This window comes from Rudaea sp. (assembly GCF_047601565.1).
Lineage (GTDB): Bacteria > Pseudomonadota > Gammaproteobacteria > Xanthomonadales > Rhodanobacteraceae > Rudaea.
In genome coordinates this window covers 2,043,873-2,060,269 of record NZ_JASGIY010000001.1, presented here as the reverse complement: position 1 = coordinate 2,060,269, position 16,397 = coordinate 2,043,873, and the positions used below count along the sequence as shown (strand labels likewise).

Annotated in this window: 14 protein-coding genes; 1 reads left to right on the top strand and 13 read right to left on the bottom strand. The window is 65.0% G+C overall.

Features of this window, described 5'->3' with window-relative positions:
• The first annotated feature begins 1 nt into the window (after position 1).
• The gene (locus tag QM741_RS08930) at positions 2-742 is read left to right on the top strand and encodes an SDR family oxidoreductase (protein ID WP_415207363.1); all 741 of its coding nucleotides are present in this window, start codon (positions 2-4) and stop codon (positions 740-742) included.
• Positions 743-788: 46 nt separating this feature from the next.
• On the opposite strand, the gene QM741_RS08925 is transcribed toward QM741_RS08930, so the two are convergent.
• From QM741_RS08925 to QM741_RS08865, 13 genes are all read right to left on the bottom strand, one after another.
• Positions 789-2,423: a hypothetical protein gene (locus QM741_RS08925; protein ID WP_415207362.1), complete on the bottom strand. Its 1,635-nt coding sequence runs from the start codon at positions 2,421-2,423 to the stop codon at positions 789-791.
• Positions 2,420-3,922 (bottom strand): glycosyltransferase, encoded by a 1,503-nt coding sequence (locus tag QM741_RS08920; RefSeq protein WP_415207361.1) that lies wholly within the window; start codon positions 3,920-3,922, stop codon positions 2,420-2,422. The genes QM741_RS08925 and QM741_RS08920 overlap by 4 nt, the downstream gene beginning before the upstream one ends.
• A 30-nt stretch (positions 3,923-3,952) precedes the next feature.
• Complete coding sequence (locus QM741_RS08915) at positions 3,953-4,312, bottom strand: EamA family transporter (protein WP_415207360.1); 360 nt, start codon at positions 4,310-4,312, stop codon at positions 3,953-3,955.
• A 94-nt stretch (positions 4,313-4,406) separates the two neighbouring features.
• On the bottom strand, positions 4,407-5,441 hold the full coding sequence (locus tag QM741_RS08910) for a glycosyltransferase family 4 protein (protein WP_415207359.1): 1,035 nt from the start codon (positions 5,439-5,441) through the stop codon (positions 4,407-4,409).
• 173 nt (positions 5,442-5,614) lie between these two features.
• Positions 5,615-6,691, bottom strand: a complete 1,077-nt coding sequence (locus QM741_RS08905) for a glycosyltransferase (RefSeq protein ID WP_415207358.1) — start codon at positions 6,689-6,691, stop codon at positions 5,615-5,617.
• A 5-nt stretch (positions 6,692-6,696) separates the two neighbouring features.
• On the bottom strand, positions 6,697-7,665 hold the full coding sequence (gene gmd, locus QM741_RS08900) for a GDP-mannose 4,6-dehydratase (RefSeq protein ID WP_415207357.1): 969 nt from the start codon (positions 7,663-7,665) through the stop codon (positions 6,697-6,699).
• Entirely contained in the window at positions 7,658-8,575 is a 918-nt protein-coding gene (locus QM741_RS08895) for a GDP-mannose 4,6-dehydratase (protein WP_415207356.1), read from the bottom strand. Before QM741_RS08895 ends, gmd begins: the two co-directional genes overlap by 8 nt.
• Before the next feature lie 26 nt (positions 8,576-8,601).
• Complete coding sequence (locus tag QM741_RS08890; protein WP_415207355.1) at positions 8,602-9,777, bottom strand: glycosyltransferase family 4 protein; 1,176 nt, start codon at positions 9,775-9,777, stop codon at positions 8,602-8,604.
• Positions 9,774-11,621 (bottom strand): methyltransferase domain-containing protein, encoded by a 1,848-nt coding sequence (locus QM741_RS08885; protein ID WP_415207354.1) that lies wholly within the window; start codon positions 11,619-11,621, stop codon positions 9,774-9,776. Before QM741_RS08885 ends, QM741_RS08890 begins: the two co-directional genes overlap by 4 nt.
• Positions 11,622-11,640: 19 nt before the next feature.
• A complete protein-coding gene (locus tag QM741_RS08880; protein ID WP_415207353.1) occupies positions 11,641-12,873 on the bottom strand; it encodes an ABC transporter ATP-binding protein in 1,233 nt (410 codons plus the stop codon).
• Positions 12,874-12,881: 8 nt separating this feature from the next.
• A complete protein-coding gene (locus QM741_RS08875) occupies positions 12,882-13,697 on the bottom strand; it encodes an ABC transporter permease (RefSeq protein ID WP_415207352.1) in 816 nt (271 codons plus the stop codon).
• On the bottom strand, positions 13,694-14,857 hold the full coding sequence (locus tag QM741_RS08870; protein WP_415207351.1) for a trans-sulfuration enzyme family protein: 1,164 nt from the start codon (positions 14,855-14,857) through the stop codon (positions 13,694-13,696). Before QM741_RS08870 ends, QM741_RS08875 begins: the two co-directional genes overlap by 4 nt.
• 34 nt (positions 14,858-14,891) lie before the next feature.
• A complete protein-coding gene (locus QM741_RS08865; RefSeq protein ID WP_415207350.1) occupies positions 14,892-16,262 on the bottom strand; it encodes a pyridoxal-phosphate dependent enzyme in 1,371 nt (456 codons plus the stop codon).
• Between the last annotated feature and the right edge of the window lie 135 nt (positions 16,263-16,397).

Below are 16,397 nucleotides of genomic sequence, written 5' to 3'. Positions count from 1 at the left end.
CATGCGAAAAATCCTGATCATCGGAGCGACCTCGGCCATCGCCGAAGCCACCGCGCGTATCTTCGCCGCACGCGGCGACGCATTGTTCCTCGTCGCACGCAACGCCGAGCGCTTGCAGGCGATCAAGGCCGATCTCGACCTGCGCGGCGCCGTGCGCAGCGCGACCGCGACGCTCGACGTCGCCGATTTTTCCGCGCACGCGACCATCGTCGATCAGGCCGAACGCGAACTGGGCGGCCTCGACACCGTGCTGATCGCGCACGGCACGCTGTCCGACCAGGGCGAATGCGAGAAGTCGATCGATGCGTTGCGCCGCGAATTCGACGTCAACGCGCTGGCGACGATGGCGTTGCTGACCTTGTTGGCGAGCGCGTTCGAAGCACGCAGGAACGGCACGCTGGCGGTGATCTCCTCCGTCGCCGGCGACCGCGGCCGCCAGAGCAACTACGTCTACGGCTCGGCGAAAGCCGCCGTGACGGCCTTTCTGAGCGGCCTGCGCCAGCGCCTGGCGAAAGCCAACGTCAACGTACTGACGATCAAACCCGGTTTCGTCGACACGCCGATGACCGCCGCGATCGCGAACAAGGGCACGCTGTGGGCCAAACCCGAACGCGTCGCCGCCGGCATCGTGCGTGCGATCGACAAGCGCCGCAGCGTCGTCTACCTGCCGTGGTTCTGGGCGCCGATCATGCTCGTCGTCAAACTCGTCCCCGAAGCGGTGTTCAAGAAGCTGAAGCTGTAATCTCCCCGATCGGCAACGACGAGCCGGGCTTCGGCACGAATCCGCTTCAGGGATTCGGCAACTTGAGCGAGCCGTCGCCGTTGTCGTAGACGTCAATGAAGAACGAGCCGACAGGCACGATCCTCTCCGGTTCGCCGTACCGTTCGATGATGGCGTTTTGGGGAATGGCCAGGGGCCATTTGGGGTCGTCCGTACCGATGAAGAACACGTCGCCGCGCCATGTGGACGCGGCGTTTCTGTACCAATCCATGTTGGCGAACCAGCGGAACGGGCCGACGCCATCGGGCTGAAGCGCAAGAACCGTCGTTTCCAGCCCGCTCGCCACCGTCACGACCGAACTCTGCCAATAGCCGGCATAGCCGTGGCGCAGCCCCAGGAGCTGCAACTTGTCCCGAAGCGCGATGGAGTCCTTGTCGGCGACTATCGGCCCGGGCAGGCCGTGCGCGATGCCATGGGCCTGGGACAGCAGCGAGCCCGCCAGGGCCACGCCCGTGTACAACGCGAACAACGGCATGGACGCATATTGGCGGGCGAGCAGAATCGAGCCGAACACGGCCGCCGGAATGAAATAGCGGATGTTCGACAAGTCGACGATCGCATTGGTCACGATGGCCGCCAATGCGCTCAACAGTATCCCGAACAGAAGCTGGAGATCGATGAACGCGGACGACGAACTGCCGTTGCCGTCGTCGGGCCAGGAGCGCAAACCTCGCAGCAGGCCGGCGATTCCCGCGATCAGCGCGGACGCCCAGAAGAACAGGAACGGGAATCTCAGCATCGCGATGTAGGCGCGGTTGGACGGATTGCCGTCCAGCGCCGTTCCGGTGAAATCGGCGCCGACGAGCATCATCAGGCCCCGAACGGCGAATCTCGCATGGTCGACGACTTCATCGAACGAGGCCAGGCGAATCGTCATCGGAATCGGTTCGAAGCCACCGCAGGCATGGATCGCCCACAGGCCCAATCGCCCGGCGACGAATCCGGCCACGATGCAGACCGCAACCGCGATCCGCCCGCGCAGGTTCGCCAGCGGCTGCACGAAGCAGGCGGCCAGGATCGGCAAACAGGCCATCACCACGAAAAGCGGATCGGAGAAACTCACGGCGAACACGAGCAGCGTCAATCCGACCGCTGGCCACAATCGCACTCGCGACGACGTCGCGATGGCGGCGGCCTGCGCGAACGCCAGCAGGGCGAGCAACACCTGGGCGCCGTGGGAAGCCGGCGACGACTGCAGGGAGAACGCGTAATCGTTCATCGGCACGGCGATGGCGAGCAGCGCGATCACCGCCGCCGCAGCCACGACCGCGGCACGCCTGCCGAGGCCCTTCGCGGCGAGAAGCATCGCGGCGATGACGATCAGTGCCCAGACGATCGCCCCGTGCCACAACATGAGTTCCGCGTGCGGGCCGAACAGGCGCGACAGGATGGCGTCCCCAAGCACGTCGGTGAAATAGAGGTTGTCGCGCGCCATCACCCAGCCGTGCAGATTCCAGTTCCCCCGCCCCATCTCGATGCCGGCGAGGAAATTGTTCGCATCGTCCGCATTGCGCTGGAACGGGTAGGCGACGACGAACCTCAGCTTCGTCAGGATCGCGAACGCGAGCAACAGGAAAAAGCCGGACCGGGCACGCCCCCACGTCATCCAGGCGAACCGCGGGAAGCGGCGCTGCGTCTTCACTCCGAAACGCCCCGGTATCCCCGATCCGACGCGAGGGCGCTTTGCAGAAGATAGTCGGTGGTGGGCTTCGGCCGCACGATCAACAGCGTCTGGTACGCGAACAGGCCCGGCAAAATGCGCGCGCACAGTTGGTTCGTCGCCAGCATGAAACGGGATGCCGCGTTCAGGCCGATCGCCAGCGGGTACGGCGCCGGAACGTATTCGATTTTCTCGATCGCGAACCCTCCGTAGCGAAGCAGGCGGGCAAGCGACTTGACGGTGAAAAGGCGGGTATGGGTGATGTCGAGAATGCCGCGCTTGCCGTAATTGAATTTGCCCAGCAGCATCATGATGCGGGTCACGAAGAAACAGACGTTGCCCGAGCTGATGATCAACCTGATCTTGCGATTTGCGCTCAACGCCGTGCGCAGGCGCCGCAGGAACGTTTCCGGGCTGGCCAGATGCTCGATCACGTCGAGCATGACCGCATAGTCGACGTCGTCCCATGCGACGCGGGGCAACGCGTCGTTCAGATCGCAGCGCTGGTATTCGCAGCCGTCCACGGATTTTTCCTCCGCCAGATCGGTCGCGGTGACGTTGCAGCCCTTTGCGGAGTGCAGCGCCCTGGAGAGATATCCGTCGGCGCAACCCATGTCCACCACGCGCGCACTCTCGGGCACGGCGGCGTAGGCGACCGCGTGGGTGCTGCGGAAATCCAGCTTGCTCACGTAGGTCGGAACCTCGTCCGCAGCGACGTCGAATTTCGGATCGAAGAAGATGCCGAACGACATCAGCCGCGCCTTGACCGATGCGCGCATCACGTCCCCGGCGTACTTCATGCCGTCGACGTGGCAAACCTCGTCGCCGTAGAACGTGGGTATGGGAATCTCGACGATCTTCATGTGCGCAAAGACGAGCTGCACGATGATTTCCGTGTCGAAATGGAAATCGTCGGTGTTTATCTCGAACGGAACCCGTGCGAGGGCGCTTGTCGCATAGGCGCGATATCCGGTGTGGAATTCGGACAGGTGCGTACCGAGCAACCGGTTTTGCATCCACGTCAGGACCTTGTTGCCGGCGAACTTGTACAGCGGCATGCCGCCCTTGAGCGCGCCGTAACCACCGAGCATGCGCGAGCCGAGAACCGCCGCGACCGCGGAATCGCCCGCGAAAGGCGCCAGCATGTCCGGAATCTTTTCCGGCGCGTATTGCCCATCGCCGTGCAGCATCAGTACCACGTCGAATCCTTTCGTCACCGCATAGCGGTAGCCGACCTTCTGGTTGCCGCCGTAGCCCAGGTTCACCGGGTTCCTGAGCACGCAGGCCGGATAGGGAAACGGCACGCTGTCCAGATGGTTCTTCGCCGTCTGCGCGGTCGCGTCCTTGCTGCAATCGTCGATGAGCAGCAACTCGACTTGCCAATCCTCGCCGAGTTGTTTCGGAATGCGCTCCAGCACGCTGACGATCTTGCTCTCGGCGTTGTAGGCGACGATGAAAATCAGGACTTTCTTGGCGGTCACGACATGCTGCCCGGGAATCGAAACGACGAGCTACAACTTGCCGATGAAGGCGACGCCGACCAGGATCAGCGCAACGCCCGCCATTTGGCCCGGCGTCATCTGTTCGCCGAACGCGAAATACGAAAACACCGGCACCAGCACGTAAGTGACCGCCAGGATCGAATAGGCGATGTTGAGCGGCGTCGTGGAAAGCACCTGCATCCAGATCAACAGGGCAAGCACGTAGATCGCGATGGCGCAGACGAAAATCGGCTCCACCAGCGCATGCCCGATCATCCCGAAGGACAGGTGCAAGCGCCCGACGCGGACCATCGCGTACTTCAGCATCACCTGCCCGATAGCGGAGATCGTCGCGGCGACGATGGGCAGGTAGAGATGGCTCGTTTTCATCGGCATCCGTCCATTCTACCTGATCGATGTAGAAGCCTGGCCAGCGATTGATGCTTTCCCGCCACCCTGCCCGGCCCCGACGCCGACCGGAGTCTCAAGAAGCGCAATCATCAAACGCCACGGCGCACAGTTTTTCCCCGATGAGCTTGCGCGAGAAGTTGCGCTCGACGTAATCCATTCCGGCTTTCGCGATTCGTTTTCGTCCGCCCTCATCCAGCGCGAGCGACCATCGCATGGCCTCGGCCAATTCCTCCTCGTTGCCGAAACACCGTCCGGCGTCCGAGACGGCGACGTGGTCGGCCAGCACGCTGCACGCGGCATTCGCGAGGACCGGCGCGCCGCACGACATGGCTTCGAGCGTGACGATGCTGAAACTCTCGTAGGCGGAGGGCATGACGAAGGCGGTCGCCCCCGCCATCAATCGGAGTTTTTCCGTTTCGTCGACGAAGCCCAGGAATTCAACCTGGCGCGGATCGCCGATGTCCATGTTCATCGACCCCGCCAGAACCAGCTTGAGCTTGCCCGAATACGCCGAGCGGACCTTGTCGAACGCCGACAGGAGAACGCGGCAGCCCTTCTCCGGATCCGTGCGCCCGACGTACAGGAAGTATTTTTCCTCCGCGTCGCCCGGCGGCCGAACCGCGTTTTCACCTCCCACGCTCTCCACTGCCATGCCGACGACCGTTCCCGTATCGATACCCCAGCAGCGCGCGGCGACATCGCGCTCGGCCCGGGTCAGCCAGACGCAGTGGCGCACCGCGGCGGCGGCGTCCCGGAAAACCGACAGATAGGCCGTCATTTCGTCATGCAACGTGGGCACGAGGATGGCGCGCGACGCGGGAACCTGGCGCAACCCGAAATACGTCGTCGGATAAAGATAAGTGCAGAAAACGAACGCGTCGAATTTCCACGCGTTGCTGCGCAGATGGTGCAACAGCCCCGGCGACCACGGTCCCTGCGCGCGGATGAATTCTTCCTGCAGCGCCCGCGGCCAGCGCGCGACGAGTTGCCCGGCACGGAAGTCGTCGATCAGGCGCCGGTGCAATTCCGTGAAATACGACGAGCGCTCCTGCTGCACGGCGAACCGGCGCAGGGTCACCCCTTCCACATCCGCCTCGCCCTCGGGCAATTCGTTTTTCCACGTGATGTAGTCGATCGCGCAGGTCGTGAGGATCTCGACCTCGGCCCCGGCCTCGCGCAACAGCGTGGCGTATTGCCAGGCGAGCGACTCCGAACCGCCCGCGATCCTGCCCGGATCGCAGCGCTGCACGATCACGGCGATGCGCCTGGGTGCCGATTCGCTCACAGCGCGGATAGGAAGCATTGTCTTATGCGCTCGTTCGAATACAGGGTTTCGTATTTTTTCGCGGCGCTTTCCGTCAATGCGCGGCCGACCGCGGGATTTTCACGCAATTGCCGGAACGATTCGGCGAACAGCCAGGGATCCTCCTCGGGCCACACGAGGCCGGCGCCGGCGGCCGTTTCGGCAACGGCAGCGCGCGACAACGCCATGATCGGCACACGGATCGCCATCGATTCGATGAGCGGCACGCAAAATCCCTCGTGCAGGCTGGTGGTGGCGAAGACATGCGCGGCAAGGAAGCACGATTTCAGCTTCGCCTCGTCCAGGCCCTCGAGGAACTCCACGTTCGACCCGATCCGCTGCGCCCGGATGCAATCGCGCATCCTTGCCGTATAACGTTCCAGCCGGGGATCGGATCGCCCCACCACGATCAGGCGCAGCGCGTCGGAGTAGTGCCGGCGATAGATGCCGCATGCGGCGAGCAGCGGAAGATGGTTCTTGTTCGGCGCGAGCCGCCCGACGGCGAGCACGTTGAGGCGACCGTCGCGGAAGCGGTCCAGCAATTCCATGTCCGCCTGCGCCTCGACCAATCTGTCGGCCTGATGGAACGGGGGCAGCACGGCGCTGCGCTCCTCGGCGACTCCCGCGGCGATCAGCTCTTTCGCGCTGTATTCGGAACACGAGAGATACAGGTCGTAGCCCGCGTTGGCCACCACGTCGATTTCCCGACGCCCGGCCAGGCAAACCGCCTCGTATTCGTCGTTGTACCCTTCGAAGAATTCCGGTGGCGTGACATTGTGGTAGCGGACCACTTTTTTCCCCGGCCAGCGGTCGAATGCGGTCCGCCCCGCCGGCCAACCGATCGAGAAGTGCAGGATCGCGACCGCCTCGGCGCCGCAATTCCACTCCCACATCCGCTCGAGGCTTTCGACGTCGCCGCCTTGCGCAGACGCATTGCCCGCAAAGATCCGCGCGTGATGGCCGGCCTCGATCAAGGCGTCGCGCATGCCGATGACATCGTTGGACACGGCATCGCCGGCGGCGATGACCGGCGTGAGCAGTGCGAATGCGCCCATGGTGCCTATTTCCGCAGCCGGCGCAAATCGGCATCCACCATCATCGTGACGAGCTGCTCGAGCGATGTCCTCGGCGCCCAGCCCAACTTCGCCTTCGCCTTGGCGGGATTGCCGAGCAACACGTCCACTTCGGCCGGGCGGAAGAACTTCGGGTCGACGGCGAGGTGGTCGCGGCTGTCGAGGCCGACGTGGCGGAAAGCGATCTCCACCATCTCGCGTACCGACGTGGTCACGCCCGTGGCGACGACGTAATCGTCCGCCTGCGGTTGTTGCAGCATCAGCCACATCGCCTCGACGTAGTCGCCGGCAAATCCCCAGTCGCGCTTCGCGTCGATGTTGCCGAGGCGCAATTCCTTCGCCAAGCCGAGCTTGATGCGCGCCACGCCGTCCGTCACCTTGCGAGTGACGAATTCGAGGCCGCGCAGCGGCGATTCATGGTTGAACAGGATGCCGCTCGAGGCGTGCAGGCCGTGGCTCTCGCGATAGTTCACCGTCGCCCAGTGCGCCATCAGTTTGGCCACGCCGTAGGGGCTGCGCGGATAGAACGGCGTTTTTTCGTCCTGCTTCTGCGCCTGGATCAGTCCGAACATCTCGCTCGTGGACGCTTGGTAGAACCGCGCCTCCGGATTGACGATGCGCACGGCCTCGAGTACGTTGATCGCGCCGACGCCATCCACCTGCGCCGTCAACACCGGCTGCTGCCAACTGGTACCGACGAAGCTTTGCGCACCGAGGTTGTAGACCTCGGTCGCCTGCGAGGCTTGCATCGCCCGGATCAGCGAGGACAGGTCGGTGAGATCGCCGTCGACCATGCGCACTTCGTTTTCGACGCCGAGTTCGCGCAGCCGCCACAGCGTGTCGGAACCGCGCCGCGCGAGCAGGCCATGCACTTCGTAACCTTTTTCGAGCAAAAGCCGGGAAAGATAGGCGCCGTCTTGACCGGTGATGCCGGTGATCAAAGCGTGTTTACTCATTCGTGAGTTTTTCCTTCCAGTATTCCAGAATGTCGATCAGGGTTTGATCCAGGCCGTAGCGCGGCTGCCATCCGGTTCGGTCGCGGATGCGATGCGTGTCGGCGCACATGCGCCGTTGTTCCGCGGGCCGCAGGCGCCCGGGAGCGGAAACGATTTCGGTTTGAACGCCGCCGAATTCGATCAAACGCCCGAGTATTTCGCGCAAGCGCGTTTCTCGACCCGAACCGATATTATAGACGCGGCCGCTCTCGCCGTGCTGAAGCAGCGCCACATAGGCCCGGACGACGTCGCGCACATCGGTAAAATCGCGCGTCACGTCGATGTCGCCGGTTTCGATGCGCGGCTCGCGCCTGCCCAGCGCGATTTCGGCCACCTGGCGCGCGAACGAGGCCACTGCGAAGCGTTCGTCCTGCCCCGGGCCGATGTGGTTGAACGGGCGCGCCAGAACTACGTCGAAGCCTTCGGTCTGGCTCCATTGATAGGCCAACGCCTCCGCAGCCACCTTGCTCACCGAATAGGGATTGCGCGGGCGCAGCGCGTGGTCCTCGCCGATCGGCAATTCCCGCTCGGGCACGAGTCCATACGCATCCGCGGAGCCGACGAACAGGAAACGGCCGCGGAATCCGGCAGCCCTGAGCGCCTGCAACAGGCGCAGCGTGCCGAAGAAGTTGATGTCGAACGTGGCCTGCGGATCGGCGAACGCCTGCGGCACGTTGCTTTGCGCAGCCAGATGCAGCACCGCATCGGGAACCGCGGGCAGTGCGGCGACAGCGCGTTGGACGCCGGCGCCGTCGCGCAGGTCGAGATCGTGCGAGGCGCCGTGCATGCGCCAGTCCGGCAGCGTGTCGAGGAGGTCGCGGAAATGGCGGCCGGCGAAACCGGTCGCACCGGTGACGAAGATCTGTTTCATGGGGTTGCCGGTTCCGACTCCTCAGCTCAGTGCCGTGCGGCTGCGACGTTTCGGTAGATGCGCACGGTCGCATCGACGCAACGCTGCCAGGTGAACTCGCGCGCACGCGCGATACCGCGCGCGCGCGCCGCGTCACGCCAGGCGGCGTCGACCAGAGCCTGCTCCAGCGCCGTGGTCAGGCGCCCGGTGTCATCCGGCGGCACGAGCAGCGCGGCATCAGCGGTCACTTCGGGGATGCACGAGGCCGAGGATGCCACGACCGGCACGCCCGACGCCATCGCCTCGAGCGGCGGCAGGCCGAAGCCTTCGTAGACGGACGGGAACGCGAGCGCGCGGGCGCCGGCGACGAGTTGCAGCAATGTCGCTTCGTCGACGTAGCCCAGCCGCTTCGCTTCGCCGCGCGCGGCGAGCGCGTCGATGCGTTCGACCAGCCGGTCCGCGTGCCAGCCGATCGCGCCGATGAGCACGAGGGGATAATGGCGGCGCAAGCTGGCATCGAGGCACTCGTAGGCGTCGAGCAGCCGATCAAGGTTCTTGCGCGGCTCCAGCGTCGCCAAGGCAAGCAGATAGTCGCCGTGCCGCAGGCCGAACGCGGTCATCGCGGTACGCGTCTGCGCTTCGGAGTGCGGGCGGAACGTTTCGTCCACACCCAGCGGCACGGCATGCACGCGCGCGGGATCGAGCGCGAACGTGCGGATCACCTCGTCGCGCACGAACTGTGAATCCGTGATCACCGCATCGGCGATTTCAAGCGAACGCGGCATGCGTTCGTGCAGGATGCGCACGCGCTCGGCAGGGTGGTATTGCGGATAGTGCAGCCACGATAGGTCGTGCACAGTGCAGACGCGCGGACCGGTATGCTCGAACAACAGATAGTTCGGGCAGTGCAATACGTATCCGTCGAGCCGGCGCGTGAGCTGGTCGAACCTGCGCTGGCGCAGGGCGAAGTACGCCCGTATGGCCGCGCTCTTCGCCGGAACCCAGCGACGCAACATGGTGAGGGTGCGATTCGCGGTTAGCGCAACGCGCGGATCGCCGACCCACTTGTACGCAGAAAAATAACGCACCTCGCCGACGGCCGGATGCGTACGCAGGCCCGTTGCCAACCGCAATGCATAACGCCCGATGCCGCTCAGCGGCGGCGTGATCGCATCGACGTTGAGGATGAGGTCGACGCGCTCGCGCGACGCGGCCACACTCATGCCACGCGCCCGACCACGCTGTAGTCGGGCGCGCAGGAAAACACGCTACGCAGCCAGGCGAGCGCGCTGCGCAACGCTGGCGGATCGCCTGCGGCCGGCTCGTCGAACAATTTCGGCAGCAGGTCGGCGTTCACGCGATGGATGGCGACGTCGACGAAACCGCCCGATTCGACCAGAAACTGCGTCAACACCGGCGGCAGCGGCCGTCGGTGGGTGGGATCGATGTAGAAATTGCAGGCGCCGACGACGACGTTCTCCGGATTGGGCGTCTCGAAGATCACCAGGCCGCCCGGCTGCACCACGCGATGCGCCTCGTCGATCAGTTCGAGCAGGGTTTCGAGCGTAACATGCTCGATGATGTGGAAACCGGTCAGCGCGCCGAGCGCATTGTCGGGCAAGCGTTTCAGGTACGCGATCGCATCGCCCGCCTCCGCCGCGAGTCCGCGCCCGGCGCACTCGGCGACCATCGCTTCGTCGATGTCGACGCCGCGCGCCGCGATCCGCTCGTCGCGCAGCAGTTCCAGCCACTCGCCGCGGCCGCAGCCGATGTCGAGCACCGCAGCGCCCTCCTCGCCGACCGCCGAATCGCGCAGCAGCGGCAGGTAGTAGGAAAGCCGCTGGCGGATGTCCTCGCGCGAGCCGCGAAAGCGCTGTTCGAACGCGAAATACAGCTTGTCGAAGCGCGCACTTGCAACGCCTTCGGCGGGTGCGGCGCGGTCCTGCGGCGGCAACGCGCTGCGCGGCGGCGGCATCTCGTCCGCCGCGCGCAGCGCCTGCTCGTGCACCCGCCCCTCGACGCGCGCAAGCCGCTCGATCAGGCGCAGGTGCGCCGCGCGGGAGCCGTTCTGCTCGTTGCGCCACGCGCCGCCGAGCGTTTCGATGCGCTTGTCCAGCGAGGCGAACGTGTCCTGCACCGTCGAGGCAAGTCGGGCCGACGTCGTTTGCGCAAGCTCCATCGCCTCGATCAGCCGGCGGTCGAGCGACGGCTTGTGCGATTCGACGACGGCGATGCGTGATTCATGCGCTTCGAGGCGTTCGTCGGCGCGTACCCGCCATGTCTCGCCGCTGGCGAGGCGCTCTGCCAGCAGCCGCAACTGCGATTCCGCATTCGCTGCGCGCTGGGCCAGTTGCGCTTCCCGACGACCACGGTCTGCTTCGCTGGCCTGCCACCGGGCGAACAGGGATTCGAACTGCTGCAATCGCTCGCTCGATTGCGCGGCGCGCCAGGCAATCTCGTCGGCGAGCAAGCGCTCGTTGCCTTCGACCGTCTGCGCAAGGCCAGCGATGGCCGATTCGCTTTCCGCATTGCGATAGTGCTGGTAATTCTCGAACCCCTGCAGCGTGCGCGCGAAGCGCGGCAAGCGCAGCAGCGCGAGCGCGAACGCCACGAAGCCGCCGAGCACGGGCACGCGACACGCGGCTTGCGCGGCGAACGCCGGCAGCAACCCGCGCACCACGACACCGTGGCGCCGGCCTTCCGGCGAATAGCGCAGGCGACCGAGTATTTCGATCTTGCCCAGGCTGCCTGCGCGCAGCGATGCAAGAAAGTGGTCGCGGCCCTGCGGGTCCGCGTCGCGCACAAGGATGCCGCGATAGGCCGCATCCACGAAATTGGCATCGTGCAGGGCGAGGAAGTCGTTGAGATGGAAGCGATCCGCATTCGGCAGTCGCGGTTTCGGCGATCGCGGCAGCGGCATCGCGGCCAGTTCCACCGGTTCGCCGAGCGCCGGATCGAGTGAAACGGCGGAGTATTCGGCCGCCAGTTTCTTGCGCCGTTCCGCCTCCGCGCGGATCTCGTTCATCAGCGCGTCGATGCCGATCAGCGCCGTGGGTAGGGAAGTCATCGCGGGTGCTCCAATGGATTCATGTCGGCGTTTCGATCGCGATCCGCACCGGCAGGTCGGCGATGCCGATCGAGAACGCCCGCTCTCCGGGAACGACCTGGAAAACCACGGCGCGATCCCACCAGTCGAAATTGTCCACGACGTGCGTATCGCGCGTATGCAGCGCCGCCGACAGGCTGTAGCTGCCGCGTCCCAGGGCGAGGCTGTCGATATTGAAGCGCACGCGGCAAGCCGATCCGGCGGCGGGATTCGCCAGGAATTGACCGTGGTGGAAACTGTTGGTTCCGAAAACGTCGTTGCCGACCGCATCACGGATCATCACGCCCGCGGTCAGTTCCGGAATGTCGCCGTCGACGCGGACGTCGAGCACGATCTGCGCCGGCTCGCAGGCGCGCAGCGCGCGCGCCGAACGCCCCTGTGCGTCGAGCAGGTCGACCGCGACGATGCTGGCCGCACGCGAACCCGAGCGCGTCGTGCGCCCGCCGACGGCCGATTCGGTGACGCGGATCGACTCCTCCGCCTCGCGCCGCGCGATGATCGCGTTGTAGTAGTCGAGCACATCGTCGGGCGCGCCGTCGCGCACCACGCTGCCGCGATCGAGCAACAGCGCACGGTCGCACAGGTTCTTGATCGCCGACGCCGAGTGCGAAACGAACAGCAGCGTCGTGCCCTGCTCACGGAACTGGCGGATGCGATCGAAACTCTTGTGCTGGAAATACGCATCGCCCACCGACAGCGCCTCGTCGACGATGAGGACGTCGGGCCGCATGCAGGTCGCCACGCTGAACGCGAGGCGCACCTGCATGCCGCTCGAATACGTGCGCGCGGGCTGGTCGATGTAGTCGCCGATTTCGGCGAACGCTTCGATCTCGCCCATGCGCGCGGCGATTTCCTCGTTCGAATAGCCGAGCAGTTGTCCGGACATGTAGCAATTCTGCCGGCCCGTGAACTGAGAGTGGAAACCCATGCCGAGTTCGAGCAGCGCGGAGATGCGGCCGCCGACCTCGATGCGTCCCGCGCTCGGTTGCGTGGTGCCGGTGATGAGCTTGAGCAGGGTGCTCTTGCCGGCGCCGTTGTGGCCGATGATGCCGATCGATTCGCCTTTGCGGATATCAAAATCCACTTCGCGCAGCACCCAGTGTTTCTCGTGCCGCGCGGCGCCTTGCGGATCCAGCCACTCGGCCAGCCGCGACCAGCGGCTCGTGTAACGCTTGTAATATTTGCCCAGTCCTTCGACGCGAATCGTGCCCATCGCCGCACTCACAATTCGTCGACGATTTCGCCGGACAGGCGCAGGAAGGCGAAGCCGCCGAGCCCGAGCAGGAACACGGCGAGCAGCAGCGGATAGATCAAGCTGGCCCAGTCCGGAAACGCCTGCGCGGAGAAAATCGCATGGTAGGCATCGGCCAGCGGCACGATCGGGTTGACCCACAGTACGTTGCGCAGCGCCTGCGGCAACACCGACGGCGCGTAGATGATCGGCGTCAGCCAGAACCAAAACTGCAACAACACGCTGGTGAACTGGCCGATGTCGCGAAAGAACACGTTGAGCGTGCCGAGCAGCAGCCCCAGGCCCAGCGCCAGCGCCACGTGCACCGCGAGGACGAGCGGAAACGCGAGCAACGGCCAACCGGGCAGATTCCCGGTGAGCGCGAGGAACGCCAGAAACAGCGCGAACACGATCGCGAAATGGACCGCCGTGGACAACACCACGATCGTCGGCAGGCACAGGCGCGGAAAACTCGCCTTCTTCATCAGGTTGCCGTTGTCGATGAACACCGTGTTGAGCCGGCCCAGCAGTTCGGCGAACCAGTTCCACGGCAGCAGCGCGCCGCAGAGGAAGACGCTGTAGCCGAACGTGCCGCCGCGGTTGTCCGGCAAACGGTTGCCCATGACCTGCGAGAAGATCAACGTGAACACCGCGATCATCGCCAGCGGATTGAGCACCGCCCATACGGCATCGAGCAACGCGCCCGTATAGCGCGTCTGGAATTCGCGCTTGACCGCGCCCAGCACGAAGCCGCGGTAGTTCCACAACGAGCGGAACATGACCGGACTCAGCGACATCGCCGTCATGCCAGTGCGGCCTCCAGCTCGGCGCGCAGATCGCGCACGTCCTCGACGCCGACCGACAGGCGGATCAGGCTGTCGCTGATGCCGAGTTTCCTGCGGTTTGCCGGCGGGATCGACGCATGCGTCATGATCGCCGGATGCTCGATCAGGCTTTCGACGCCGCCGAGCGACTCAGCGAGCGCGAACAGCTCGCAGCGCTCGAGCATGCGTTTCGCCTTGCGTAGGCCACCTTTGACTTCGATGCTGACGATGCCGCCGGGGCCGTCCATCTGCCGCTTCGCGAGCGCGTGCTGCGGGTGCGACTTCAGGCCCGGGTAGATCACACGTTCGACCGCAGGATGTTTTCCCAACCAGGTCGCTAGTTCCTGCGCATTCGTGCAATGCGCGCGCATGCGCAGGTGCAGCGTCTTCAGCCCGCGCATCGCGAGAAACGCGTCGAACGGGCCCGCGATCGCACCGACCGAGTTGTGCAGGAAGGCCATCCGTTCAGCCAGCTCCGCATCGTCGCCCGCGACGACGATGCCGCCGACCATGTCGGAATGGCCGTTGAGGTATTTCGTCGCTGAATGCAGCACGAGATGTGCGCCGTGTTCGAGCGGCCGCTGCAGCATCGGCGAGCAGAACGTGTTGTCGACGATGAAGATCAGGCCGTGCCTGCGCGCGAACGCGCCGACCTTGGCGAGATCGACCAGGGTCAGCATCGGATTCGTCGGCGTCTCGGCCCAGATCAGGCGGGTGTTCGGCCTGAGCGCGGCCTTCAACGCCGCGGCGTCGTTCAGATCGATGAAAGTGAAATCCAGCCCCGCCGAACGCCGGCGCACGCGCTCGAACAGGCGGTAGCTGCCGCCATAGAGATCGTTCATCGCGATGACATGGCTGCCCGAGTCGAGCAGGTCGAGCACCGTGCTCGCCGCGGCGAGACCCGAGGCGAACGCATAGCCGCGCATGCCGCCTTCGAGGTCGGCGACGCAGCGCTCGTAGGCCATGCGCGTCGGGTTCTGCGTGCGGCTGTATTCGTAGCCCTTGTGCACGCCGGGGCTGGACTGCACGTAGGTCGAGGTCGCGTAGATCGGCGTCATGATCGCGCCGGTCGAAGGGTCCGGGGATTGGCCGGCATGGATGGCGCGCGTGCCGAGACCGAGGGTTCTACTTGTTTTTTTCATGTCGTGGGTTTTTATACTTCGGGAACCTGGGCAATCACTGCACTCTGCGGCGCAGATAGTTGAGCAGATCGATGCGCGTGATCAGGCCGAGGAACTTGTCGCCATCCATCACGATCACGACGCGGCCCGCGTCGAACACCGGCAGCAGCGCCTCGATCGGCGATTTCACGTCGAGCTTGAGCAGCCGACTGACCATGGCCGTGGAAACCGGATCGCGGAATTTCGTTTCGTCGGCATAGACGTGCAGCAGCACGTCGGACTCGTCGACGATGCCGACGATCTGATCGCCATCCATCACCGGCAGTTGCGAAACGTCGTAGAGCTTCATGCGCTGGTAGGCCGTGACGAGCGGCTCGGCCGGCCCGACCACGACCGTGTCGCGCTGCGAATACGGGCGCAGGATCAGATCGCGCAGATCGCCGTAATGCTCGCGATCCAGAAAACCGTTGTCGAGCATCCAGTAGTCGTTGTACATCTTCGACAGGTACTTGTTGCCGGTGTCGCAGACGAACACGAGTACGCGCTTCGGCGTCGTCTGTTCCTTGCAGTACTTGAGCGCCGCGGCGGTCAGCGTGCCCGTGGACGAGCCGCCGAAGATGCCTTCCTTCGCGAGCAGTTCGCGCGCGGCGAGGAAGCTTTCCTTGTCGCTGATGGCATAGGCCTTCTTCACGCGCGTGAAGTCGGAAATGCTGGGCAGGAAATCCTCGCCGATGCCCTCGACCATCCAGGTTGCCGACTTGGTCGACAGCGTGCCTTCGTTGATGTACTGGGCGAGGATGGAGCCGACCGGATCGGCGAGGACCAATTCGACGTTCGGCGCGGCCTTGGCGAAACAGCGCGACAGGCCGGTCATCGTGCCCGAGGAACCGCAGCCGAACACGATCGCGTCGAGCTGGCCGTCCATCTGGCGCAGGATCTCGGGGCCGGTGCCCTCTTCGTGCGCGCGCGGATTGTCGGGATTGCCGAACTGGTTGATGAAATACGCGCCGGGCGTGTCCTGCGCGATCTGCGCGGCGAGGTCCTGGTAGTACTGCGGATGCCCCTTGGCCACGTCCGAGCGAGTCAGCACGACTTCGGCGCCCATCGCCTTGAGGTTGAAGATCTTCTCGCGGCTCATCTTGTCGGGAACGACGAGGACGAGCCGGTAGCCCTTCTGCTGCGCGACGAGGGCGAGGCCGATGCCGGTGTTGCCGGCCGTGCCTTCGACCAGCGTGTCGCCGGGCTTGATCCGGCCGGCCTGTTCGGCTGCCTCGATCATCGACAGGCCGATGCGATCCTTGATCGAACCGCCCGGATTGGCGCTTTCGAGCTTGAAATAGAGTTCGCAGGGGCCGGCATCCAAACGCTGCGCCTTCACGATCGGCGTCTCGCCGATCAGTTCGAGCACGCTGCGATGTACGGCCATGCAAACTCCTGTGGGACACGCGGCGCACGCGCCGATGGGCGGGCCGTCATTGTACAGGAGTGCGCGCGACCGGACCGTGCGGCCGCTGCGAAAACCTCATGCCGACGCCGGGGCGCGATTCCTCATGCCCGGCTC

Bases quoted from the DNA above. Each gene is read 5' to 3' on its own strand.
- gmd (WP_415207357.1), bottom strand. From the start codon at position 7,665: ATGAGTAAACACGCTTTGATCACCGGCATCACCGGTCAAGACGGCGCC.
- QM741_RS08875 (WP_415207352.1), bottom strand. From the start codon at position 13,697: ATGACGGCGATGTCGCTGAGTCCGGTCATGTTCCGCTCGTTGTGGAAC.
- QM741_RS08930 (WP_415207363.1), top strand. From the start codon at position 2: ATGCGAAAAATCCTGATCATCGGAGCGACCTCGGCCATCGCCGAAGCC.
- QM741_RS08865 (WP_415207350.1), bottom strand. From the start codon at position 16,262: ATGGCCGTACATCGCAGCGTGCTCGAACTGATCGGCGAGACGCCGATC.
- QM741_RS08890 (WP_415207355.1), bottom strand. From the start codon at position 9,777: ATGAGTGTGGCCGCGTCGCGCGAGCGCGTCGACCTCATCCTCAACGTC.
- QM741_RS08915 (WP_415207360.1), bottom strand. From the start codon at position 4,312: ATGAAAACGAGCCATCTCTACCTGCCCATCGTCGCCGCGACGATCTCC.
- QM741_RS08870 (WP_415207351.1), bottom strand. From the start codon at position 14,857: ATGAAAAAAACAAGTAGAACCCTCGGTCTCGGCACGCGCGCCATCCAT.
- QM741_RS08880 (WP_415207353.1), bottom strand. From the start codon at position 12,873: ATGGGCACGATTCGCGTCGAAGGACTGGGCAAATATTACAAGCGTTAC.
- QM741_RS08905 (WP_415207358.1), bottom strand. From the start codon at position 6,691: ATGGGCGCATTCGCACTGCTCACGCCGGTCATCGCCGCCGGCGATGCC.
- QM741_RS08895 (WP_415207356.1), bottom strand. From the start codon at position 8,575: ATGAAACAGATCTTCGTCACCGGTGCGACCGGTTTCGCCGGCCGCCAT.
- QM741_RS08885 (WP_415207354.1), bottom strand. From the start codon at position 11,621: ATGACTTCCCTACCCACGGCGCTGATCGGCATCGACGCGCTGATGAAC.